This window comes from Acinetobacter sp. CIP 102529, from assembly GCF_000368325.1.
GTDB lineage: Bacteria > Pseudomonadota > Gammaproteobacteria > Pseudomonadales > Moraxellaceae > Acinetobacter > Acinetobacter parvus.
Genome location: NZ_KB849355.1, coordinates 1,461,175 through 1,485,482, shown reverse-complemented (window position 1 = coordinate 1,485,482; position 24,308 = coordinate 1,461,175). Strand labels below are relative to the sequence as shown.

The following is a 24,308-nucleotide window of genomic DNA, read 5'->3' as shown; positions in this document are numbered from 1 at the left end:
CTTTAGTAATCGCTCAGATACAAATAATAAAGGTGATTCAATAGAAAAACCTATTAAAAAAGGTGACTTTTAAAATTATTCTGCTATAATCCGCCCACGCACTTAAATTCCAGTTCATTACCTGAACATTCAGTTCTATTCATATTATGCGCTCGCTGTCCATAGAGAGGACCACATCTTGCGCCCAAATCGCTTAGCGATTCTTCAGGTTGAGGCAGTAATCAAGCGTGCGTTTAGTCCACATCGTCGTTATTCGGATTGCCACTGAATTGTATTTATATTCAGCTTGAGTCGCTTTGCCGCTTGTTGCCGATGTCTATTTTTTGTATTTATTAAAATGGAGCACCCATTAGGGTGAAACTCTCTATGAGCAAAACTTTTGCCGAATTTTCTTTACACGAAACCTTACAACAAGCGCTTGAAGGTTTAGGTTTTACCACACCAACTCCTGTGCAAGAACAAGCGATTCCCGCTGCTTTAGCAGGTAAAGATTTATTAGTTTCAAGCCAGACTGGTTCTGGTAAAACAGCTGCATTCTTACTCCCTACATTGAATGCTTTAGCTGGCGAAGAAGCTTTTGTTTCGTTTAAAGACCGTATGAAAGCCGTAACACAACCCACTATTTTGGTTATTTCTCCTACACGTGAATTGGCTCAACAAGTTAGCCAAGATGCGATTGCATTTGTACGTCACATGAAAGGTGTTCGTATTGCTGTAATTATGGGTGGTATGCCTTTTGGTAAGCAAATTCAACAGCTTAAAGGCGCTCAGGTTGTTGTCGCGACTCCAGGTCGTTTACTTGACCTTGTAAACCGTCGTCAAATTAAACTTGATAAAGTTGAATCATTAATTGTTGATGAAGCTGACCGTATGCTTGATCTAGGTTTCTCTGAAGACTTAGAAGCAATTGGTGAATTAGCTGCAAACCGTAAACAAACATTGATGTTCTCTGCAACATTTGCAGATCGTATTATTCGTCTTGCTGAGCGTATGATGAATGATCCACAACGTATTGCAATCGAAACTGGTCACAGCACCAATACTGATGTAACGCAAACATTACATTGGACTGATGGTTTCGAACACAAGAAAAAATTACTTACGCATTGGTTATCTGACGAATCAGTAGATCAAGCTGTTGTATTCGCAAGCACGCAAGAAGATACAGATATGCTTGCTGAAGAATTGGCTGAAGCAGGTCACTCGGTTGTTGCGCTACATGGTGCAATGCCTCAAACCGTTCGTAACCGTCGTTTACGTAGTATTCGTGAAGGCCGTGCAAAAATCCTGGTGGCGACTGACGTTGCAGCGCGTGGTTTAGACGTACCAACAATTTCACACGTAATCAACTTCGGTTTACCGATGAAAAATGAAGACTATGTACACCGTATTGGTCGTACAGGTCGTGCGGGTCGTACCGGGCAAGCTGTTACTTTGGCAACTTACCGTGAGCGTGGCAAAATCCGTGCTTTAGAAGATTATTTAGATGCACGTTTAAATGTATCTGAAATCGAAGGTTTAGAGCCATCTCCACCTCCTGCACGTTCAGGTCGTGATGGTGGTGGTGGTCGTGATGGCGGTGGTCGTAGCCGTGGTGGTCGTGATGGCGGCGGTCGTGGTGGTTTTGGTGGTGGTCGTCGTTTTGAAGGTGAAAGTAACTTTAAGCGTCGTGAAGGCGGTGATGATCGTCCACGTCGTAGCTTTGATGACAAACCTCGTGGTGAGCGTCCAGCGTTTGCTGGTGAAGACCGCCCACGTCGCGAGTTTAATTCTGATCGCCCACGCCGTGAAGGCGGTTTTGAAGACCGTCCAAAGCGTAGCTTTGGTGGTGAAGAGCGTCCACGCCGCGAGTTCAATTCTGACCGTCCACGCCGTGAGGGTGGTTTTAACGATAAACCACGTTTTGACGCGAATGATGACAACCGTGGCAACCGCGTAGACTATAAACCACGCCGTGAGGGTGGTTTTAGCGACCGTCCAAAACGTGATTTTGGTGATCGTCCACAACGTGAGGGTGGTTTCGGTGACCGTCCAAAACGTGATTTTGGTGATCGTCCACAACGCGAGGGTGGCTTCGGCGACCGTCCAAAGCGCGATTTTGGTGATCGTCCACAACGTGAGGGTGGTTTCAGTGACCGTCCAAAACGTAGTTTCGGTGGTGAAGATCGCCCAAAACGTAGTTTCGGTGGTGAAGATCGCCCAAAACGTAGTTTCGGTGGTGAAGACCGTCCAAAGCGTAGTTTCGGTGGTGAAGACCGTCCAAAGCGTGATTTTGGTGATCGTCCAGCACGTGAAAGTGGCTTCGGTGGTGACCGTCGTCGCAAAAACGATTTTTAATCGTTAAAAACCGATGAAAAGAAGAAGCCAGTTGTAAAACTGGCTTTTTTGTTTGGGATTAGTCAGGTAAAATTGTTAAAATGTGTGCTAATTCAAATTTTGCATAAGAAATAAAAAAGGCTTAATCAAATCAAAAGTCTTTTGAGTCAAATGTGGTTTTTCATATGAAATGATGGACTGCCATTCCTTTTTGTCATTTTGATGCTGTGTAATGGCCTGTTTTTCGCCTATGCACTTTTTGGTGCCAATCACGCCGATTCCGTAAATGTCAATTCCAGCCAAACCACCAGTCAGGTCGTCTCAAAAAATAACTACATAAATTAACAATCTTCATACGTCGCTCATCAAAATAAAAACAACGATTTAGTCTTTCAGTGTATAGTATGCGTGCATAAAAAGTGCAGGAATGAATGCCATTATGAATAACAAATCTCCTCTCGATAGCGAAGCCCTAATTGAAGTTAAAAACCTGAGCTTTAATCGAGGAGAACGCGTCATTTATGACGATATCAGCCTTAAAATTCGACGTGGTCAAATTACTGCCATTATGGGACCATCAGGTACAGGTAAGACCACTCTATTGCGTTTGATTGGTGGGCAACTGAGCCCCGATCAGGGCGAAGTTTTGCTGGATGGCAAAAATATTGCTGCAATGTCACGTCATGAATTATTCGCTGCGCGTGCACGTATGGGCATGTTATTCCAGAGTGGTGCGCTGTTTACCGATATGTCGGTCTATGAAAATGTGGCATTCCCGATTCGTGCACATACCAAATTGCCAGAACACCTCATCTCAGAACTGGTGGCATTAAAACTTGAATCCGTCGGTTTACGTGGGGCTGAGCAGTTGATGCCAACTGAGCTTTCGGGTGGTATGAACCGCCGTGTGGCTTTGGCACGTGCTATTGCGCTTGATCCTGAACTGATCATGTATGACGAACCCTTTGCAGGACAGGACCCGATAGTGATGGGGGTGCTTACCCGTTTAATCCGTTCCCTGCGTGAAGCGTTGGATTTAACGACCATTATTGTCTCACATGATGTCTCAGAGACACTGTCGATTGCTGACTATATTTATGTGGTGGCGGAAGGTAAAATTCAGGGTGAAGGTTCACCTGAACAATTAAAAAATCACGCATCACCATTTGTGCGCCAGTTTTTAACAGGTTCGGTTGAGGGACCTGTCGAATATCAATTTACTCACCAAGCATATTTAGATAACGAGGTTCGTCCATGAATGCGATTGCCTGGCTAGGTAGACTCGTTATTGAGCGAATAAAGGGAATTGGTGCTGCGGCACTGATGCTGCTGCAAGTTTTATTTTCCATGCCAACTAAAGGTGGCTTTCAGCGTTTTGTGTACCAGATGTATCGTGTTGGGGTGATGTCCCTGCTGATTATCGCAGTTTCAGGCTTGTTTATTGGTGCTGTGCTTGGCTTGCAGATGTATAGCATTCTGGTCACCTTTGGCAGTGAGGCGATGCTGGGTACAGCAATTTCACTGACACTATTACGTGAACTGGCATCTGTGGTGGCTGCCTTGCTGTTCGCAGGCCGTGCAGGTTCAGCACTGACCGCTGAAATTGGTTCCATGAAGCAGAGTGAACAGCTTGCCAGTATGGAAATGATCGGGGTTGATCCACTTCGTCAAATTGTTTCCCCACGTTTATGGGCAGGGATTGTCAGTCTGCCAATGCTCACCGTGATTTTTGCAACCATTGGCATTATTGGCGGCAAGATGGTGGGGGTTGATTTCTTGGGCGCTGATGAAGGTTCATTCTGGAGTGGCATGCAAAGCAGCGTGCAGTTCTGGCATGACATTTTAAATGGCACCATTATTAAAAGTATTGTATTTGCCCTGATTTGTACATGGGTAGCGGTCTATCAGGGCTATGCCTGTGACCCGACACCTGAAGGTATCGCGACTGCAATGACCAGAACGGTCGTATATTCTTCACTTTGTGTATTAGGTTTTGATTTTGTGTTGACTGCGGTCATGTTCGGAGGGATTTAATGAAATCACGTACTAGTGAGCTGGCTGTAGGTATTTTTGTCATTATCTTCGGTATTGCTCTATTTTTTCTTGCGATGAAGGTCAGTGGCTTGGTGGGTACCAATTTACGTGACAGCTACAGCATGACAGCGCAGTTTGATAATGTGAATGGTTTAAAACCACGTGCCAAGGTAACCATGAGTGGTGTCACCATTGGCCGTGTAGAATCCATTACCCTTGATCCAGTGTCACGTCTGGCAACAGTCAAGTTTGACCTTGATGGTAAGTTGACCAGCTTTAGTCCAGAGCAACTCAAGGAAGTGCAAAAGAACGCACTTGAAGAATTGCGCTACAGTGCTGACTATGAGCAGGCCGATGCCGCGAAACAAAAAGAAATGGAACAGCAACTCATCCGCAACATGACCTCCATCACCAGCCTGGATGAGGATGCTTATATTATGGTTGCAACCAATGGTCTTCTGGGTGAGAAATATTTGAAAGTGGTGCCAGGTGGTGGTGTGAACTACCTTAAACGTGGTGACGTGGTTTCAAATACCCAGGGTACGATGGATTTAGAAGATTTGATTAGCAAATTTATTACAGGTGGTGCTGGTAAAGCCACAACTGGATCAACCGCAACAGAGGGTTCAAATTCGCAGCCAGCCGCTGCTGAAGCAGAACCATCTTTCGCTGAGTAATATAGGTTAGGAGATTGTCCGTGAACACATTATTGAAACAAACGCTAACAGCAAGCGTATTATCGGCTATGCTTGCAACCACAGCATTTGCAGCACCAACAGAAACTCCACCTGATTTTGTCAAGCGTGTTGCTGATGGGCTGATTACCCGTTTAAAAGCAGATCATGCGAAATTACAGAATAACCCAGCTTTGGTAAGAACGATTATTCGTCAAAATCTTGACCCCTATGTAGACTCACAGGCGTTTACACGTATTGTGTTGGGTACTTATGCCAATAACCAATATACCAATGCTGCACAGCGCGCCCAGTTTGAGAAAAACTTCCGTGAAGTGATCATCGAAAACTATGGTGGTGCTTTTGCGAAATACACCAACGAAAGCTATACCATGCGCCCTTATAAAGCGTCAAACAGTAAAAACCCTGTGGTAACTTTAGACTTCCTGCACAATGGTGAAAAGATTCCTGTGTCGTTCCAGTTAACGGACAAGGGCGATCAGTGGAAAGTACGTAATATCAATGTATCTGGCGTTGACCTTGGTTTACAGTTCCGTAACCAATTTGCGGCAACGGTTCAGCGTAATGGTGGTGATATCAATAAAGCGATTGCAACTTTTAAACCTGATGCAGATGCTGCAGTCACTAAAAAATAAGTAGGTGAAGGGTGATTCAGTATATTGATCAGCAACTTATCGTTCCTAAGACGATCGATTTTGAAAATGCAGAGCAGATTTACCAATCAGGCTTAGCGCATATTCAACAACATCAGCATTTTCCTTTGATTGTTGATCTTGCTCAGCTTGAACAGGGCAGCACCTTGTCTCTCGCTGTATTAGTGCAATGGTTGCGTCAAACCCCTGAAAGTAAAGGGCTGCATTTTAAAAATGTCCCTGAGAAAATGCTGAAAATCATCCAAGCTTGTCATTTAGAAGATGACCTTATTTTGATTTGATATTGTATGAATCGAAAAAAGAGCTTTTTTATAAAGCTCTTTTTTTATATTTATGATTTTGGAAAGGCTGAAAAAAGAGCCTGACAAGTTGGATATTTTGTGTGTAATTTTTTGAGATAATAAGATTGATCGTATGCTAAAAAACCATCTAGTAATTTTATGGATGTGGTGTGGTCATCATGACAATTATTATTTTTTCGGTTCCACGCTAGGAACGGTACAATTGGCTGGTCTATAGATAGGATATTATTTTGACACTGTAACCGTGCTAAAGAAGCCACAGTATAGTTGTGTGGTTTAGCTTGATCAGGGGCGTAGGCTAAGCCAATGATTAAATCATTCTTCTTTATATTTTTAAGTGGGAACTGACTCTGCCATTGTTTCGGCTTTGAACGCATTATCCATGTTCTAAAGCCTTGGAAGATAAAATGGGAATTACTTATAGTTAAGTGGTAATGATCTGTAGATGCTATCTTCTGAACAGCTTGAAGACGTGCAATAAACACGTCATCTGGTGAATACGGTGCACAAGCAAAAGCAGTCGGAAGGAATAGAATCGATCCTAGAATAGGCATACTCAAAAAAAGAGAATTGCCTTTCATGCTAAATCCATTTCTTCCAGCGGAAATAAAGTGTTGGTCCAGTTAAAAATGTTAAAACCAATGTAATCACAATCCAAAAGCTCGTATCCCCTTGCGCAAAAGGCAAAACATCGGTGTTCATGCCATAAATACTGGCAATTAACATCGGTGGCGCAAGCATACTTGGTAAAATTGAGAAACGTTTAAAGGTCTCATTCATTTCAGTATTTGCAAAACCAGTGGTGATATCGAGTAAGAATTTAAGCTTTTGAAACAGGAACGCATTATGTTCTAGTAAAGAACGAACATCCTCACTCATTTCTCGAATATCTGCATCATATATATGGCTACCCAAGGCGCGTGGACGTGACAGAAAAGACAACACACGACGTAAGTCTGTAAGACAGAGTTGTGCTTTTCCCAACATATCTTCTTGATGCGCGAGGTTTGTGATCATGTCGTCAAGATCAAGAATTTGTTCACGGTGATGATCATTCAGGACTTCTGCGGAGTACTCTTCAAGATAACGGTGGGTGTCTTCTAAGATATCTGAAAGTTCATCTAGTTTAGCTTCCAATAAGCCTAATAAAATCCAAACTGGATCTTTATAGTCCATCTCATAATCATTACGTCTCGCTCTTGCTCGAAATGCTCGAAATGCGACTAATTTTTCACCACGGAGTGTGATGAGTCGGTTTTTCTCAAGCAAGAAAGCAACTGTATGTACGGTTGCTGCAAGGGTATTTTCAAGATCTTCTTGTTCTCGATCTGACTGGAAATTTTTGTTCTTGGTGAGAAAGTAAGTACTGATATGTAAAATACCTTCATCATCACGATAAAAACGTGCTGATGAGGAAATGTCTTCAAGTGATTTTAGGGTGGGTAGATTGCGATCGTAGGCCTCGAGAACCCATTGTTGTTCTTCTTGGGATGGCGCAATTAGGTCAATCCAAACCAACTCTGGGTGTAGATCAAATCCACCATTGATTGTTGCATCTTCTAGACTACCGCGCTCTGTGGCATAAAAGGCTTCAAGCATGTCTTTTTTCCTCGCGCAGTCAATATAAGGCCTTCTGCATTTTACAGAAAGTCAGCGTGTATTTTAGACAAGGATGGGCTGAAAAACACTTGCCTAAACGTTATTTTGTTAAAAATCTTGTTACATAGTCTACTTTAGCAGCATGACAGTTATATAAAACGGTTTTAATTGTATAAATTCTATTTGGATGATCAGTCCACAATATTGGCACCACTGACTAAAGAGGTGGTGATTCCATGGTGTCAGCAAAACCTTGTAAGCTAGACTCACGATGTTGTGCGGCCGCCAAACACACACTATAGATTTGTTGGCAGCCGATTTGTTCCAATGCCTGTGACAAGGCGGTAATGGAACTTCCCGTAGTCACCACATCATCCACAATCAGCACTTTTCGATAGCGGATTTTTCCTGATGGATTGCTAATAAATTGCTGCTCAATGTCTTCCAGCCTCTCCAGACGCGAAAAGCCTTTTTGTGAGTGTTGTGCCAGACGTTGTACAGGCTGCCAGACAGGAATATTCAGGTTATGTGCCAGTGCTTTGGCCAGTAACAGGGTTTGGTTAAAACCTCGCTCTACCAAACGATCTGTGGAAATTGGCATTGGCACAATGGCCTGAACTCTGGGAAGTTTGAGTTGTAGCAACAGGCCATTCAATAAACGTTGATGATGCAGTTTTTGCTCATATTTAAACTGTTGAATAATGCGGTCAATCGGATATTGATAATGACAGGCAACAAATACCTGTTGCTGGTTACGGGTAATGTGCTGTTTCAACCACGGCAGTTGTTGCCAGCAATTGTGACAAACACCAAAATGCTGTTTGATCCCAATGTCACACAGGCTACATGGCGTGCAATAATCAAAAACCTGTTGGACGGATGTGCCAAGTAATTTAAACATAAGCGTATCTTGGAGCTTCAGGCAACCAGCGTTTGAGCAGGCCGTCAGCATGTTGTGGATAATCCTTGAGGATTTGTGCCGCCACATAATGTGCCTGGCTGAGTAAATGGTCATCACGTTCCAGACGCGCCACGCGAAAGCCGATATCGCCTGTCTGTTTGGTGCCCAGCAACTCACCTGGACCGCGAATTTCAAGATCCTTTTCAGCAATCACAAAGCCGTCATTGCTTTCCCGTAAAATTGAAAGGCGTTCCTGTCCATTCTGTGACAATGGAGTTTTATAGAGTAGGGCGCAGAAACTTGCGGTTGCGCCCCGACCTACCCGACCACGGAGCTGATGCAGTTGCGACAGCCCCAGCCGTTCTGCATTTTCAATCACCATGATGGATGCATTGGGTACATCCACGCCGACCTCAATCACCGTGGTGGCAATCAGTAATTGTAATTGATTGTCCTTAAAGGCCTGCATAACCGACTGTTTTTCATCTGCTTTCATTTTACCATGCACCAGCCCAATGTTGATGTCTGAAAAACGCTCTTTAATTTCCTGATAGGTGGCCTCGGCCGCCTGTGCATCCAGCGTTTCAGACTGTTCAACCAGCGTACAGACCCAATAGGCCTGCTTGCCCTCCCGACAATTGCTTGCGATACGTTGCAGAACCTGCTCGCGCCGATCCAGTGGAATGGTCACAGTTTGAATGGGGGTACGTCCTGGTGGCAGTTCATCAATAATGGAGGTGTCCAGATCACCATAGGCACTCATAGCCAGCGTGCGGGGAATTGGGGTTGCAGTCATCACCAACTGATGGGGTGTGAACTGGTCTGTACCTTTGTTGCGTAGGGCAAGCCGTTGATCAACCCCAAAACGGTGCTGCTCATCAATAATCACTAGACCGAGTCTGGAAAACTCGACATTGTCCTGAAACAGTGCATGAGTGCCCACAATCAACTGGGCATGACCCTGCTTGATCTGTTGTTCGGCCTGAGCGCGTGCCTTACCTTTCTGTTTGCCTGACAGCCATGCCACCTCAATGCCCAACGGTTCAAACCAGCGTTTAAAGTTTAAGTAGTGCTGCTCGGCAAGAATCTCCGTCGGTGCCATCAAGACCACCTGCCAGTCCGCTTCCAGCGCATGACAGGCAGCGACTGCAGCAACTAGGGTTTTACCTGCCCCGACATCACCCTGTACCAGACGCAACATTGGCTGATCCTGTTTAAGGTCGTGCAATATTTCCTTGGAAACCCGTTTCTGGGCGTTGGTCATCTGAAATGGTAGACCATCCAGTAAGTGCTTTGCCAAAACCTTGCTGCTGTTAAAACGCGGGGCGGCAATCTGGCGGATATAGGCACGGCGCGTCAACAAACTGACCTGATGGGCAACCAGCTCCTCAAAAATCAGCCGTTGCTGTGCAGGATGGGAACCCTGATTAAGCTGCAACATATTGGCATCGGTTGGCGGCTCATGGATGTAATGCAGAGCCTCTTTCAACTCATAGCCGTTACTGTATTTTTTAGGCAGTAGTTCAGCCAGCTCATCACTATGGTACTGTAAAGCCTGACGTACATATTCCCGTAGTTTGGGCTGGGTCAGGCCCTCGGTACTTGGGTAGATTGCGGTAAGCTGGGTTTTGGGTAAGGCAGTATGTTGCTGGATCACCTGAATTTCAGGGTGATACAGTTCCAGACCACGTGCACCGACCCGAACCTCGCCAAAAATCCGCAGGCGTTGCCCAATCTTGATACGGTCGGTCAGACCCTTGTAAATATGATAAAAACGTAAAGTGACCTTGCCAAAATCATCCTGTAGCAATGCCGCCAGTGACTTCTTTTTGCCAGGTGGAAAGTCAACAGACCTGACTTCACCCTCAAGCAGGTAACTGCGCCCAACCACCAACTGATTCATTGGAATAATCGTGCTACGATCTTCATAGTCACGCGGAAGATGAAACAGCAGGTCATCCGTGCTAAAAATATGAAGTTTTTCGAGCAGGGCCGCTGCGGCAGCACCAACGCCTTGTAATTGCTGGACTGAGGTCATCTTTGGTCAGGGATATGTATGCATATTTTATTTATTGGTTATGGTAAAACATCTCAACGTGTTGCTAAACACTTATTTGAGCAGGGTCACCACATTAGCACAATTAGTCGCAGTGCAAAAACAGATTGTTACGCGACACATGAGATACAGGATATTCACCAGCTCGACCTGACCGCATTTGCTCCGATTGATGTGGTCTATGTGTTGCTTGCTCCGTCACAAAAGGGAATCGAGGCCTACCAGCACACCTATGTGGACAGTGTTGAGCCAATCCTCAAGGCCTTAAAGTTACATCCTGTTCAGCGCATCATCATTGTTTCTTCGACACGAGTCTATGGTGAAAATGCAGGGGAGAGGATTGATGATGAGTCATTGATCCAGCCTGCCGATGAGCAGGGCAAGCTGTTACGGAAAATGGAGTTGTTGTGGCAGATGCATTATCCACAGCAGAGCATCATCGTTCGTCCAACAGGGATTTATGGAACATCAGTGGCCCGTCTGCAACGAATGGCTGAGCAAACATCAACCTACCCAGCCATTCATTTGAGTAACCGTATCCATATTAATGATTTGGCAAGGTTTTTGGCTCAACTTATGGATATGGAGAATGCACAGCCCAGCTATATCGTCACCAATAACATGCCTTTACCCATGCATGAAATCCTGCTCTGGTTCCAGCAACAGCTTGATTTGCCTGCGTTGAGGTTGCTCTCTGAACAGCAGACAGGGAAACGCATTTATGCCACCAGACTGATGGAAATGGATTTTAAATTTGACCATTTGATTTGCTTTAATGACTATGCGGCGGCCTTGTCGGCACATGGCAATCCAGAATAATTCGATCAAACTGCAAGTGTTGTGATGCGGAATATGGCCTTTATTACCATTGGATGTCAGTGTATCTTCAAGATGGCTTGAATGATGCACAGAGTTTGCAGCAAAGTGGGCAAAGGTCAGCGATGAAAAAAATAATATATACAGTGCTTCTCGGATGGATTGCGACAAACAGTTGGGCGAGTGAACAGGTCTGCTGTGTATTTGACCCTGTGGGGACTCAGGGCGATATTAGCCGCAGGTTGCAGGATATTCGCCTGTATGCACAGCAAAGTCGGGTCCAGTTGAAATTTAAAACCTTTCAAATCAGCAAGGTTTCCCCCGTTAAACAACAAGAGAATCGGGATTCTTGAAAACAATCCGCCACAACAGGCATTGGTGCAGAGGGCTATGAGGCATTGGTGGCAAAAATCCGTAACCGCTATGTCGATTCAGGTTACTATGATGCCTATTTTCTTGACCTGATCAGATGACTACGTTGTCTGGATGATCCGCAATATCTGGAGTGTCGGAAATAAAAATACCTCAAAGCGAAGTTGCTTTGAGGTATTAATTGCAATATTAAGCTTTTTTACGTTTCAAGCGGCGTTTGGCCTGTTGTGAAGCCATTGCCTCCAGCGCTGTCGCCAGTTCCTCATCACTGAATGTGGTGATGTGCTGCAACATCTGCAAGGTCGCTTCGTCAAGCACCAACTGGGCACCTGCTGCCATTTCACTAAAGTTGTCATCATATTCAATCAAGCCCTGTTCATTATTGCGAATATAATTCTGCTGAGTCAGCACTTTAATAAAGCTTTGGAACAGTGCCTTGTCAAAGAACTCTGGTGAGTTGAACTCGTACAGCACAGACAAACGTTGACCCAATAAATGGCTCAGCTCCTCAACCTGTTTAGTGGAGATATTGCCAGAACCACGCTGGGTAATCAGCGCAAGCGTCATGTAATAACGTTCCAGGCTCTGTTTCACAGGCAATCCCAAGGTCACAAGTTTCTGGTGTTCTTCGCTATTTGGTGTTGGGCTGAACAGGTTGCCATCATGGTCCTGAAAGATCAGGCCAATCTGTACCAGCGCATTGATGTAGCTATCAATATGCTGTTGCAGTTCAGCTGGCTGCCATTTCATGAACAGTTCAGCTTTCAGGAATGGATACAGGGTACGGATGACGTTGCTTAAATCGGTCTTGTTAATTTTACCGTTGTGCTCAACCAGTGACGCAACCAGTGATGGTAGTACGAAAGCATGCAGGATATTGTTGCGGAAATAGGTGAGCAAGACCGCCTGATTGTCCTCAATTGCAATAATATCGCCCAACACATGCTGTACGCGCTTGATCAGTTTGAGCTTCATGCCATAGGCAATGATTTCCTTGCCCGATAATGAGGTGACTTGAGTGCGCTCATCATAAGGTTGCTGGGTGGCCAGATCACGGTAAATGTCGAGCTGTTTTGCACAAATCTCCTCATCCAGCGTATGTTTTGGCGTTGCCAACAAGATCAGCGAAAGCAGGGAAACAGGGTTGATCACCACCGCACGGTTGATGTTTTCCAGAATCAGGTTGGCTGAGCTTGACACCACACTGGAAATTTCTGCTGGAATTGGCGCATCATTTTTTTCGATCTGAATTTTATCTGCATTATGCTGCTTTAAAATATCATCAAGGAAAACAGGTTCACCAAAATTGACGTGTACCTTGCCAAAAATTCTTTCAATTTTACGTAAAGTTTTGACGATGCCAAAAATTGATTCTGCTTCTTTTGGCTTACCCTGCATCTCACCGACATAAGTTGAACCTTCCATCAGGCGTTCGTAGCCGATATATGTTGGAACAAAAACAATTGGCTTGGCGCGACCGCGTAAATGACCATGAATGGTCATTGCAAGCATGCCTGTCTTCGGTGGTAGCAAGCGACCGGTACGTGAACGACCACCTTCAATGAAGTACTCGATAGGCGTATTGCGTGATAGAATGCTGTATAAATATTCTTTGAGTACAGATGTATATAGTGCATTTCCGCGGAAAGATCGGCGTATGAAAAATGCACCACCTCCACGTAATAACTGACCTACAAAAGGTAGGTTTAGGTTATCACCCGCAGCAATATATGGAATCATCAAGCCACGTTTATAAATCACATAGGACAATAATAAATAGTCAATATGGCTACGGTGGCATGGTGTGTAAATAATTTCATAATCTTTCGCAAGTTCGCGAACCGTACTGAAATTATGAACTTCAACGCCGTCATACAGTTGTGTCCATAATCGTGTTAAAGCCATATCTGCGAAGCGTACTGCTGACGCTGAATAATCAGAAACGATTTCATTGACATAGCCAATTGCGCGGCGTTCTGCCTCAAGCATGCTGATTTTATGCTGAATGCTTTCACGACGGATGGCATCCTGTACATCGGGTGCCTTAATGATAGACTGCATCACGTTGCGGCGGTCTGACAAGTCAGGACCCAGTACCACTTCGCGTTGCTGGTCTAGGTAGCGATCTAGTGAACTTGCGATATACGTGGCAGGAGAGATGTTTGGATGATGTCTCTTGGCATAATCTACCAGTTCACGCAAGGATTGCGGTGCATGGAACTCTAAATAAGACTCACGACCATGTAGACCAATATTGACCAGTTGTTTGACTGTCCCAGGCGTTGCCCAGGTATCGGAGAACAACAGTTTAAACCATGAATCCTCTTTATCTGGTGAACGTCCCCAAAGTACTGTAACGGGAACTAATTGAACATCTACTTCTTGATTTTGTTCTAATGCTTCGATCAACTGTAGAAGGCGTGGGGGATATGTTTGAGTATTAAAAAAGTTATTTTCATTTTGATGTAAAAATAGAATCGAGTTTTTTTCATGATAAGTTCCAAAACTCATGGCATCTAAAGCTGGCTTTAGATGAAGGCGACGCGTTTCACCATCAACTACCAAAGCATTACTACGTGAATAATTTTGTAGTACATAGCAAATCACTTTATTTGAATCTGGTGTGCTTTGCTCAGTTGTTGTTGATTCTGTAGGAACTTCACCAAGAACATGTGGGGTGACCACAAGGTCAAGTAACTTACTCGAAAGTTGGCGATACATTTGACCAAATCCAGTCTTGGACATTACAGACTCCTAAATCATAATCCTGACAGTAAGCCATGATGAGCACGACATTCTGCGTTATTCTGACATAAAACGATATGTTATTTTCTGACAAAATATAGCGTATTTGGTAGATTTTATCGTTAAAAATCGTATTTTTAGCGGTTATAAACAAGAACAATGTGACGGACAAATCATTTTATCCTGAGTATATTTATGGGAATTTATGGCACAATCAAGTCAGGCTGCTCATAACGATTGATCTGAATTGTCCTGACTTTGCCCTGTGCATGAGCTAGAAACAGTGTTTTATTGTGGCACTATAGCTGTCCTTATGCCTGGGTTGATTTCTCCTCATTGGTGTTGGAAGGTGGTTACATGAATGCTTTGACTCAAGAACTCGTTGAATTATTGACGCTGGAACGGATTGAAGAACATATTTTCCGAGGCAATAGTCGCAATCTGGTCGGTAAACGGGTATTTGGTGGGCAGGTGCTAGGGCAGGCGTTAAGGGCCGCATCCTATACTACAGATCGTCCAGCTCATTCGTTGCATGCTTATTTTTTATATGGTGGTGATGTCGATGCACCCATCATTTATGAAGTTGATCCATTGCGAGATGGTAAAAGTTTTGCAAGTCGACAAGTGCGTGCGATCCAGCATGGACGTACAATTTTCTCGGCCATGGTATCTTTTGCCAATCCAGAAGAAGGCTTAAATTATCAACATAAAGAACCAGAGTATCCGAGTCCTGAAGAGCTGAAGTCTGAGAAAGAATTAAAAGAAAGTATGCTCAATTTCGTTCCAGAAAATGCACGTACCAGTTTTATGCGCGAACGTCATGTGGAAATCAGACCAACTCGACCAGTTAATCCTTTTCAGCCGCAGCCTGAAGCACCATATTATGCGCACTACATTCGTACCCATGATCGTATTGCAGAAAATGTTGATGACGTGTCATTACATCAAGCCATCGTTGCATTTTATTCAGACTTTACTTTGATGACCACCGCACTGCGTCCACACGGGTTATCTTGGATTTCGCCAAATTTACAATGTGCAAGCATTGATCACACCATTTATTTCCATCGCCCGTTACGTGCTGATGATTGGATGCTTTACGATATGGAAGCAACGATTAGTGCTAGTTCACGTGGTCTTAATTTTGGACGCATGTGGCAGAATGGTCAGCTGGTATGTAGCACTGTACAAGAGGGGTTAATTCGATTGAGAGAAATTGAAACCCAGTAAATTAGAGCTGAAAAACTCAAATTAAAGCCATCGTTTAGATGGCTTTTTTGTCATAAGGTTGTGAGAAAAATTGCTCGATTCTTCAATATGAGCGTGCCATAGTATCCATAAGCTAAAATATTTTATTAATCAGCATGAATTTAAATACACAAATTCTAATCGCAGCCGTACTGGGTGTTATATATGGGTTCTTCTTAACTTTGTATCCGCAGACTAGTTTTGCTGAACATAGTTTGTATGGGCTAGGGATTTTAAGCAGTATTTTTATTGGTTTACTAAAAATGTTGCTTATCCCACTTATTTTTAGTTCGATCGTTGTGGGTGTTTCAAATTTACAGGCTGGTGGACAATTTGGACGAGTTTGGAAAATTACAGCATTAAGTTGTCTCACGACAACAACCTTAGCTTTGATTTTAGGAATCAGTTGCGCACATCTATTTGAAGTAGGCAAAGGCGTAGATATTCAAATCTTCCAAGAAGCCATGCAAAACCACCAGACGCCAGATACGCTGACGCCTTCAAGCTTTCTGACCAGTTTTATCCAAAATACTTTGATTAATCCTTTTAAAGCATTGAGTGAGGGTAATGTACTTGCAGTTGTGGTTTTTGCGTTATTCCTTGGAGTCGCATTAGTCAAAGGGGGTGAAAGCTTTAGCTTGGTTCGCAATACCTGCCAACAATTCTTTGTTATGATGATGATGCTTGTGGGTTGGGTGATGAAGCTAGCGCCAATCGGTATTTTTGCGCTGCTGGCTAAATTGATCGCGACCGAAGATCTTTCCGTATTAAGTCGTTTAGTGGAATTCGCAGTGGTTGTCACAGGAACAACGATTTTCCACGGTGCTGTTGTTTTGCCGGCATTACTTTGGATTTTTGGCAAAATGAATCCAATCACTTTCTTTAAAGGTGCACGTACTGCTTTGGTCACTGCATTTGCGACCAGTTCAAGTTCCGCGACGATGCCACTCAGTATGAAATGTGCACAAGAAAATTTAGGTGTGCGACCACAGACGGCAGGATTTGTGATTCCTTTAGGAACACAATTAAATATGGATGGTACTGCACTTTATGAGGCAGCTGCCGCTTTATTTATTGCAAATTTGATGGGCTTGGACTTGAGTTTAACACAGCAAATTATTGTATGTTTAACTGCCATGATTGCTTCATTGGGAGCACCAGGTATTCCCAGCGCAGGTATGGTGACCATGATTATGGTTTTACAATCAGTTGGTTTGCCTGCGGAAGCGATTGCGATTTTATTACCGATTGATCGAGTATTAGATACTGTACGAACAGTAGTGAATGTACAGGGGGATATGATGATCAGCGTTGTTGTTGATCGTTATGCTAAGCAAGCAGAAGTTGAATCAAGTTGATGCGATTTAAAAAATAAAAAGCAGGAGAAGACTCCTGCTTTTTTATTGCAATGCTTATGCAGCTTGTTGTAAAGCGCGTTTTGCTGCTGGTGAATTATTTAAATAATTCACCAGCATCTTGAGTATTAGCTTCTTTCACAGGATTATACCAAGGCATGAGATAGTCGATTTGTTGAGCGACTAACCAAATTGGATTTGGTAAAACCTGATTATCTTGACGACCAATTTTGTACCATTCCATCCAAACCCATGGTCTAAATAAGCTCGGTTTTTTGTCGGCAAAACGAGGGTCTTGCCCCATGATATGTGCCGCGCCATCAACCCATAAACCAAGTACACCCACGATTACAGCTACACTCATGTAATAACTTTGTTAGCGGCAAAACCAGAACTCACCAGCAGGCAAAATATTATTGATTTCGTTAATAAAATAACTGGCAAAAGGCTGGTTGGGAATCCAGTCTACGGGTGTGTTTTCCCAGTCAAATTTTACCTTGCGTGGGAGAATTTTATAGTTAATCGAAGAACCAAGGACTTTGTTCTTCACAAATGATAATAATTTCATCGTTTAGTCCTAATCGATAGTGCAATGAACCAACACTAAGCAGTATATGAAAACTACCTAGTGCTTGTGTTTAGCAATACAGGACAATTAAAAATCATTTTATGCATCAAGTTGCATAAAATGCATTATTTATTCTTCTACGTCTATTTCTGAAGCTTCTGGGATCTGATCAAGGTCAAATTCTGCTGGTTGATCAAGTGTGAAATTTAAACGACCACCCATGACGCTTGCCAATTCTTCTAAACCAATTCGATTGAGTGAAGAGAATAATTGAATTGAGAAATCAAGTTTCATTTTCTTCAACTGCTGCTTAATTTCTAATAGTACTTTATTGGCAGGGCCACGGTTTAATTTATCTGCTTTAGTAAGCAGGATATGCACAAACAAATGACGTGAATGTGCCCATTCCAGCATCATTAAGTCAAAGTGTTGTAATGGATGTCGGATGTCCATCAAAAGTACCAAGCCTTGTAAGCTTTTACGATGGATTAGATAGTTCTCAAGTTCTTTCTGCCATACGATTTTCATGGCTTCAGGGACGGCTGCATAACCATAACCTGGTAAATCGACCAAACGTTGATCTGGACTACCTAAGCTAAAAAAGTTGATCATTTGCGTGCGACCTGGTCTTTTTGAAGCGCGTGCGAGTTGCTTTTGATTAGTTAAAGCATTAATTGCACTCGATTTTCCTGCATTGGAACGACCTGCAAATGCGATTTCATAACCTGTATCTTCTACGCACAAATCCAGTTTAGGCGCACTCATCAAAAATTCAGCTTGGCGTAACCAAGTCAAAGACTGCACTGCATATGCGGTTACAGCAGGATCAGTCTTTTTTTCATAACTGATTTTTTGTTTAGGTGCGAGTTTGGCTTTGGTGTCTTTCGATTTTTCACTACGACGCATAGAAGCTTACTTTTTGAATTGAAATAGCAACAAGTATTATAAAGGATGTGAGAGATTCGTGCGAATCTTGATGTTTAGGCTTTTTGAACGAGTTGTAAAAAATCAATATTTGAATTTGTAGAAGAGGGAAGAATGCCATATTGCACCACTTCTCCAAGGGTATATTGATCAAGGCTTTGATAAAAACATTCTAAAGCTTGATCCAAAATACTTTTAAGTCCGCAATGAGAGCGCAAAACGCAAGGTGGCGTATTACATTCTACGATTTGATGATTGCCTTGTAAGATACGAACAATCTCACCTAATTTTAGACTTTTAGCCTCTGGATTTAAACGAAGTCCACCACCTTTGCCGCGAATCGTTACAATCCAATGCTGTTTTCCCATGAAGTGAACGATTTTCACTAAATGGTTTTGGGATACATGCAGGTCCCGTGCAATATCTGCAATCGTATACGGTACATCACTCGGACGAGCGACATACATTAAGATTCTGAGTGCATAATCAGTAAACTTATTGAGTTGCATGGGTTTTCACTCAATTTATTGCTTTAAACAGAAAGGGCTAGTCTAACATAGACTAGCCCTATGCAAAACGCAGCACCGATTAGCTGAGTTTTACGCCACCCGTACCGAATGCTTCGCTATGGATATTTTCAGCAGGGATGCCACGAGCAACTAAAGCTTTATGCTGCTCTGCCATAAATGGCATTGGACCACACAGATAATAGTCTGCATTGATTGGCAGTAAAGCGGCATCCATCGCTGCTAAATCCAGACGGCCAGCAACGTCATAATCTTCACCTAGCACATCACTTTCATGTGGGAACTCATAGGCAGTAAATGTGCTCAGGCGTGGATATTTTGCTTTTAGTTCATGGATATGCTTTTTCATGGCATGCACTTGGCTGCTGCGGCAAGCATGAATAAAGCTTACAGGTTGCGGCATATCTAAAGTCACCAATTGATTGAGCATTGCAATCATTGGCGTTAAACCTACACCACCACTAATAAATACATTACGTTTGCTGCTATCAATTAAATAGAAGTTACCTGTTGGTGCAGAAACTTCAATTTCTGAACCCTCAGCCAAACCATGCAACGTACTAGATACCCAGCCACCTGCTAACTCACCCTTTTCATCTTCACGTTTAACTGAAATACGTAAGTAATCTGCTTGAGGGCTGGTTGAAAGCGTATATTGACGTGGTTGTCTTAAATTGAGTTCAGGCACAAACACGCGAACTGAAATATATTGACCTGCTTCATATTTTGGTAATTCACCACCATCTACAGGAGCTAGATAGAATGAAGTAATTTCATCGCTTTCAACTACTTTTTTGGCAATTTTGAAATTACGCCAGCCTAACCAACTGCCTTTGGTTTGTTGATGTTGATCATAAATGGCTTTTTCAGTGCTAATAAATAAGTCAGCTAATTGACCATAAGCGGCAGCCCATGCATCAATCAATGGATCTTCCATCGAGATATTCAGTACTTCACTGATAGAGTGCAGTAGATTCTCACCCACAATACTGTAATCAGGTGATTGAATATTCAGGCTGACATGCTTATGGGCAATGAGTTCAACCACAGGCAACAGCACAGATGGGTCCTCAATATTTTCCGCATAAGCTAGTACAGCACCCGCAAGTGCTTGTGCTTGTGCACCACTACGTTGATGCCCCATATTGAAGGTTTCTTTTAATTCAGGGTTATTACCTAACATACGGTTGTAAAAGTAACCAGTGAGTGCCACACCATTTTCACGGAGTACAGGTACAGTTGCTTTTACAAGGTCAATTTGCTGCGGAGTCATGGGTGATCTCTCTTGGCTATCATTTATAAGATGTATTTAAAATATACCTTATAAAATTTATTTGCAAGATCTGTTTTGACTAAAACCATAAAAAAACTAGGGGATAACTGATTATCCCCTGATTTTTAAAATAATAAAGATTTTTATTTGCCAAATAATGAACCCAGTAAACCGCGAACGATCTTTTGACCTGTAGAGCCGCCTAAACTTCGTGCTGCGCTTTTGGCAAAGGTACCCACAATATCCTGAGTCAGTTTTTCACGCTGTTTGGCAATGCGTTCTGCTTCTTTTTGCTGTTCGCGGGCTAGACGCTCTTGCTCGCGCGCTTGTTGTTTGGCGAGTGCTTCGGCTTCTTTAGCCTCTTGCTTGGCGCGTACTTCAGCTTCCTTGGCTTCAATTTTAGCTTGTTCTGCTGCTGCCGCTTGTTGCTGACGTTGCTCAACTTTTTGTTGCAACATTTCATAGGCGCTGTCTCGATCCACTGCCTGATCATAAACCCCTGCGACAATACTTTGCCCAATAATCACTTGGCGTTCTTCTGGCGTGATTGGCGTAAATGAAGAGTAAGGTGGCATGACCCAAGCACGTTCTACAATTTGCGGTGTGCCTTGTTCATCTAAACAACTAATTAATGCTTCACCTACAGCAAGTTCGGTAATGGCTTGTTCAACTTTAAATTCGGGATTGGCTCGAAAGGTATCCGCTGCGGTTTTGACCGCCTTTTGATCTTTTGGGGTAAAGGCACGTAGCGCATGTTGCACACGGTTACCCAGTTGGCCCAAAACGCTTTCAGGCAAATCCAGTGGGTTTTGGGTAATAAAATAAATCCCCACACCTTTGGAGCGAATCAGGCGGACCACCTGTTCAATTTTTTCTTGTAAGGCTGGGCTGGCATTATCAAACAATAAATGCGCTTCATCAAAGAAGAACACCAGTTTAGGCTTGTCCATATCACCCACTTCAGGGAGCTGTTCAAACAGTTCAGAGAGCATCCATAACAGGAATGTGGCGTATAGTTTAGGGGTATTCATCAATTTATCCGCAGCGAGGATATTGATATAGCCCTGACCATTGCTGTCTGTCTGGATGAAATCCAGAATATTCAGGCTGGGTTCACCAAAAAATTGTTCTCCACCTTGATCACCTAACGCCAATAAATTACGTTGAATCGCCCCAAGACTAGCAGGAGAAAGATTGCCATATTCGGCTTTTAATTCGGCTGCATTTTCGCTGACATAGGTCAGCATTGCTTTAAGGTCTTTAAAATCAATCAGCAATAAACCCTGATCATCAGCAATACGGAAAACTGCCGAGAGCACACCCTCCTGGGTGTCATTCAGATTCAGCATCTGCGCCAACAATAACGGACCAATTTCCGAAATGGTGGTGCGAATTGGATGACCCTGCTGACCAAACAAATCCCAGAACATTACGGGTGATGCAGCAAAAGGCACCGATTCAATGTTTAGTGTTTTGAGACGTTCACCAAACTTGGGACTGCTTACACCTGCCTTGGCTAAACTGGAAACATCTCCTTTTGCATCAGCCAAAAACACAGGCACCCCGAGACGGGAGAAACTTTCGGCTAGCACCTTGAGGGTCACGGTTTTACCTGTGCCTGTTGCCCCTGCAATCAAACCGTGCCGATTGGCAAATTGCGAATGTAAAACAATATCTTGGGTGGTATCTGTGGTTTTTTTAGCAATAACGATGGGTGTACTCATTCTTCACCTATTCTTTATCTCACTCGAGCTGTTTTAATGCGTTTTGAATATCTTGGATTAAATCTTGTGGATGTTCTAGTCCTATGCAGAAGCGAACCAATAAACCTTGTTGTAAATGTGTATTTTCTAGTTCTCGCATCTGTTTTAAATCATAAAGCATAACAAGGCTGACAGGGCCGCCCCAACTAAATCCCAACTTGAATAAGTTTAAGCTATCGCAGAATTTTCGAATCGCAGTAATATCAAATTCAGGTTTAAAAATAACACTGACCAAGCCTGCACTTTTGCCTGTGGTGCAAACCTCTGTCCAGAATGAATGACCTGCGGAATCTGGATGGGCTGGATGCAGTACCTGAGTGAATTGGGGTTGGTGTTTTAACCAGTCTAATAAGGCCAAGGCACTTTTTGACTGCTGTTCATAACGCAGTGACATATGCGCCAGACTACGCTGGATTTGTGCGGTATCATCACCTGAAACGGAGATACCTTGAGTGGCATGCATGCGATAGAGCTTGTGATGTAACTGTTGATCACAGGTCACGACTGAACCCATGAGAATATCGCCGCCGCCACTTGGGTATTTGGTGAGTGCATGCACGGTGATATCGACCGCTAAATGTTCATCAGAAAAATCAAAGGCATTAAAAGCCAGTCCTGCACCCCATGTGTTATCCAAAACAGTCAAAACATTGGCTTGTTGCGCTTTTCTAACCAGATTTTTTAAATCGGGAAATTCCAGCGTGACTGAACCTGCTGCTTCAAGCCAGATCAGTTTACTTTTTTCTGTTGGCTGAAAGCTATTCGCATCAATTGGGTTGTAAATCTTGACCTGAATGCCATAGCGGTCTTGCAGATTCTTTAAGTGTTCCAGATTCGGGCCATAAATATTATCTGCAACCCAAACTTCATCACCTGAGCTTAAAAAAGCACTGTTTACCAAATTAATTGCAGATAATCCGCTTGGAGCAAGTAGGCAATATTTTCCACCCTCAATCTGGGCAATATTGTCGGCTAAGGTGAAAGTGGTTGGAGTACCATGTGTGCCATAACTATAGTCGTAGGGATCGGTCCAGTGACGGTCAAAAAGGTGCGCCGTGGTTTTAAAAATAATAGTAGATGCACGAAATAGGGGAGGCTGGATGGTTTCTATGTATTGGGGAGCTTGGCGTGGTGCATGGATAAGATCGGTCTGAGCATGATTATGTGTCGTCATGGGGCAAAATCTAGGCAATATAATGGTTTAGGTTAAGAGAAAATACACAATCCTGCCAGTGGTTTGCATATTTTGTACAGAATCGGTACAGAGTGGGGAGTTAGCACAAAACTGGCTTTATTTTTGCTAAGACTAATTATCATTCTAACGATAACAGGTTTTGGCGCATGAAGTCGCATTTAAGAGTGCATTATTTTCAGCACATTGCAGGTGAGGGTTTTGGAAGTTGCTATAGCTTCCTGAAAGCACATAAAGCAAAAATTACCGCTACAGAATTCTTTGCTTTGCCCGTCGATTTACCCCTTGAGTTGGAGGCATTGCCCCGTGTGGATGAGGTTGACCTGTTGATCATTATGGGTGGAACCATGAGTGTCAACGACGAGGCAAACTATCCGTGGCTCAGGCTGGAGAAACGCTGGCTGCGTCGCTATCTGGCCGCAGGCAAGCCTGCGATAGGGTTGTGTCTGGGTGGGCAGCTCATTGCCAATGCACTGGGCGCGGCGGTGAGTCGTAATCCTCAGCAGGAACTGGGCTGGATGGATGTAGGGAGGGCATCTTCCGTTCCAGAAGATTGCTTCCAAATTCCCGAGAAGATTAACATTATGCAATGGCATAGTGAAACCTTTGAAATTCCTAAAGGTGGTGTGCGTCTAGCGGAAAACAGGGTGTGTCGTAACCAGCTTTATCAAATAGGACGGAATGTTCTGGGTTTCCAGTTCCACCCAGAAATGACACCACATGCATTACAGCTATTGATTGAAAATGAGGAGGATATGGCAGTATTTAAGGGGGAGTATGTGCAATCCATTGCAGAGTTGAAAAAATCCAATCAAAGCAAATTTGAACAGGGCAATACCCTGCTGAATCAGGCGATTGACTATGTGGTGAGCGCATAGGCGGGCTTTAAAACCAAAAAAAGAAAAGAAGAATTGCATAAGACTTAAACAGTCGCTATAATGGGCGACCCTCAAATGGAGGGCGTTTTCT

Annotated in this window: 21 protein-coding genes and 2 pseudogenes; 11 read left to right on the top strand and 12 right to left on the bottom strand. The window is 43.5% G+C overall.

Annotation, left to right across the window (positions count from 1 at the left end; all coding sequences use genetic code 11):
- The first annotated feature begins 366 nt into the window (after positions 1 to 366).
- Complete coding sequence (locus F972_RS12475) at positions 367 to 2,337, top strand: DEAD/DEAH box helicase (protein WP_004769883.1); 1,971 nt, start codon at positions 367 to 369, stop codon at positions 2,335 to 2,337.
- 87 nt (positions 2,338 to 2,424) lie between these two features.
- On the opposite strand, the gene F972_RS15945 is transcribed toward F972_RS12475, so the two are convergent.
- Complete coding sequence (locus F972_RS15945) at positions 2,425 to 2,619, bottom strand: hypothetical protein (protein WP_034427396.1); 195 nt, start codon at positions 2,617 to 2,619, stop codon at positions 2,425 to 2,427.
- A gap of 136 nt (positions 2,620 to 2,755) precedes the next feature.
- Between F972_RS15945 and F972_RS12465 the strand changes: the two genes are divergently transcribed.
- From F972_RS12465 to F972_RS12445, 5 genes are read left to right on the top strand one after another with little or no spacing between them, the layout of a single operon-like run.
- Positions 2,756 to 3,574, top strand: coding sequence for an ABC transporter ATP-binding protein (locus F972_RS12465; RefSeq protein WP_004769882.1), 819 nt, complete (start codon positions 2,756 to 2,758; stop codon positions 3,572 to 3,574).
- Positions 3,571 to 4,350, top strand: a complete 780-nt coding sequence (gene mlaE / locus F972_RS12460) for a lipid asymmetry maintenance ABC transporter permease subunit MlaE (RefSeq protein WP_004769881.1) — start codon at positions 3,571 to 3,573, stop codon at positions 4,348 to 4,350. The genes F972_RS12465 and mlaE overlap by 4 nt, the downstream gene beginning before the upstream one ends.
- Positions 4,350 to 5,027 carry an outer membrane lipid asymmetry maintenance protein MlaD gene (locus F972_RS12455; RefSeq protein ID WP_004769880.1) on the top strand — a complete coding sequence of 226 codons (678 nt, stop codon included), beginning with the start codon at positions 4,350 to 4,352 and terminating at the stop codon, positions 5,025 to 5,027. Before mlaE ends, F972_RS12455 begins: the two co-directional genes overlap by 1 nt.
- 20 nt (positions 5,028 to 5,047) lie before the next feature.
- Positions 5,048 to 5,680: an MlaC/ttg2D family ABC transporter substrate-binding protein gene (locus tag F972_RS12450; protein WP_004769879.1), complete on the top strand. Its 633-nt coding sequence runs from the start codon at positions 5,048 to 5,050 to the stop codon at positions 5,678 to 5,680.
- An 11-nt stretch (positions 5,681 to 5,691) separates the two neighbouring features.
- A complete protein-coding gene (locus F972_RS12445; RefSeq protein WP_004683295.1) occupies positions 5,692 to 5,979 on the top strand; it encodes an STAS domain-containing protein in 288 nt (95 codons plus the stop codon).
- A gap of 50 nt (positions 5,980 to 6,029) precedes the next feature.
- Here F972_RS12445 and F972_RS12440 read toward each other — a convergent pair whose 3' ends face one another.
- The 4 genes from F972_RS12440 to recG all read right to left on the bottom strand — a co-directional run bounded on the left by F972_RS12440 (position 6,030) and on the right by recG (position 10,538).
- On the bottom strand, positions 6,030 to 6,581 hold the full coding sequence (locus F972_RS12440) for a hypothetical protein (protein WP_004683293.1): 552 nt from the start codon (positions 6,579 to 6,581) through the stop codon (positions 6,030 to 6,032).
- Between the two features lies 1 nt (position 6,582).
- A complete protein-coding gene (locus F972_RS12435) occupies positions 6,583 to 7,599 on the bottom strand; it encodes a CorA family divalent cation transporter (RefSeq protein WP_004673037.1) in 1,017 nt (338 codons plus the stop codon).
- A 217-nt stretch (positions 7,600 to 7,816) separates the two neighbouring features.
- Positions 7,817 to 8,500 carry an amidophosphoribosyltransferase gene (locus F972_RS12430; RefSeq protein WP_010589144.1) on the bottom strand — a complete coding sequence of 228 codons (684 nt, stop codon included), beginning with the start codon at positions 8,498 to 8,500 and terminating at the stop codon, positions 7,817 to 7,819.
- Positions 8,493 to 10,538 carry an ATP-dependent DNA helicase RecG gene (gene recG / locus F972_RS12425; RefSeq protein WP_004683292.1) on the bottom strand — a complete coding sequence of 682 codons (2,046 nt, stop codon included), beginning with the start codon at positions 10,536 to 10,538 and terminating at the stop codon, positions 8,493 to 8,495. Before recG ends, F972_RS12430 begins: the two co-directional genes overlap by 8 nt.
- A gap of 18 nt (positions 10,539 to 10,556) precedes the next feature.
- On the opposite strand from recG, the gene F972_RS12420 reads away from it, so the two are divergent.
- The gene (locus F972_RS12420) at positions 10,557 to 11,375 is read left to right on the top strand and encodes an NAD-dependent epimerase/dehydratase family protein (protein WP_004769878.1); all 819 of its coding nucleotides are present in this window, start codon (positions 10,557 to 10,559) and stop codon (positions 11,373 to 11,375) included.
- 122 nt (positions 11,376 to 11,497) lie between these two features.
- Positions 11,498 to 11,845, top strand: a pseudogene (locus F972_RS12415) (hypothetical protein).
- Between the two features lie 88 nt (positions 11,846 to 11,933).
- Here the strand turns inward: F972_RS12415 and plsB are convergent.
- The gene (plsB, locus tag F972_RS12410; protein ID WP_004683289.1) at positions 11,934 to 14,489 is read right to left on the bottom strand and encodes a glycerol-3-phosphate 1-O-acyltransferase PlsB; all 2,556 of its coding nucleotides are present in this window, start codon (positions 14,487 to 14,489) and stop codon (positions 11,934 to 11,936) included.
- A 357-nt stretch (positions 14,490 to 14,846) separates the two neighbouring features.
- On the opposite strand from plsB, the gene F972_RS12405 reads away from it, so the two are divergent.
- A complete protein-coding gene (locus tag F972_RS12405; protein ID WP_004683288.1) occupies positions 14,847 to 15,719 on the top strand; it encodes an acyl-CoA thioesterase in 873 nt (290 codons plus the stop codon).
- A 134-nt stretch (positions 15,720 to 15,853) separates the two neighbouring features.
- Complete coding sequence (locus F972_RS12400; protein ID WP_004683286.1) at positions 15,854 to 17,095, top strand: dicarboxylate/amino acid:cation symporter; 1,242 nt, start codon at positions 15,854 to 15,856, stop codon at positions 17,093 to 17,095.
- Between the two features lie 54 nt (positions 17,096 to 17,149).
- Here F972_RS12400 and F972_RS16335 read toward each other — a convergent pair.
- The 6 genes and pseudogenes from F972_RS16335 to F972_RS12365 form a co-directional block, all read right to left on the bottom strand.
- A pseudogene (locus F972_RS16335) lies at positions 17,150 to 17,660 on the bottom strand (metal-dependent hydrolase).
- Between the two features lie 129 nt (positions 17,661 to 17,789).
- Positions 17,790 to 18,566, bottom strand: a complete 777-nt coding sequence (yihA, locus tag F972_RS12385; RefSeq protein WP_004683281.1) for a ribosome biogenesis GTP-binding protein YihA/YsxC — start codon at positions 18,564 to 18,566, stop codon at positions 17,790 to 17,792.
- Between the two features lie 74 nt (positions 18,567 to 18,640).
- Positions 18,641 to 19,093, bottom strand: coding sequence for an RrF2 family transcriptional regulator (locus F972_RS12380; protein WP_004660334.1), 453 nt, complete (start codon positions 19,091 to 19,093; stop codon positions 18,641 to 18,643).
- Positions 19,094 to 19,172: 79 nt separating this feature from the next.
- The gene (hmpA, locus tag F972_RS12375) at positions 19,173 to 20,384 is read right to left on the bottom strand and encodes an NO-inducible flavohemoprotein (protein ID WP_004683279.1); all 1,212 of its coding nucleotides are present in this window, start codon (positions 20,382 to 20,384) and stop codon (positions 19,173 to 19,175) included.
- A gap of 143 nt (positions 20,385 to 20,527) precedes the next feature.
- On the bottom strand, positions 20,528 to 22,108 hold the full coding sequence (locus tag F972_RS12370) for a helicase HerA-like domain-containing protein (RefSeq protein WP_004683278.1): 1,581 nt from the start codon (positions 22,106 to 22,108) through the stop codon (positions 20,528 to 20,530).
- Positions 22,109 to 22,127: 19 nt separating this feature from the next.
- Positions 22,128 to 23,321: a PLP-dependent transferase gene (locus F972_RS12365; protein WP_004769874.1), complete on the bottom strand. Its 1,194-nt coding sequence runs from the start codon at positions 23,319 to 23,321 to the stop codon at positions 22,128 to 22,130.
- Between the two features lie 167 nt (positions 23,322 to 23,488).
- Between F972_RS12365 and F972_RS12360 the strand changes: the two genes are divergently transcribed.
- Positions 23,489 to 24,217 carry a type 1 glutamine amidotransferase gene (locus F972_RS12360; RefSeq protein WP_004678598.1) on the top strand — a complete coding sequence of 243 codons (729 nt, stop codon included), beginning with the start codon at positions 23,489 to 23,491 and terminating at the stop codon, positions 24,215 to 24,217.
- Positions 24,218 to 24,308: the final 91 nt, after the last annotated feature.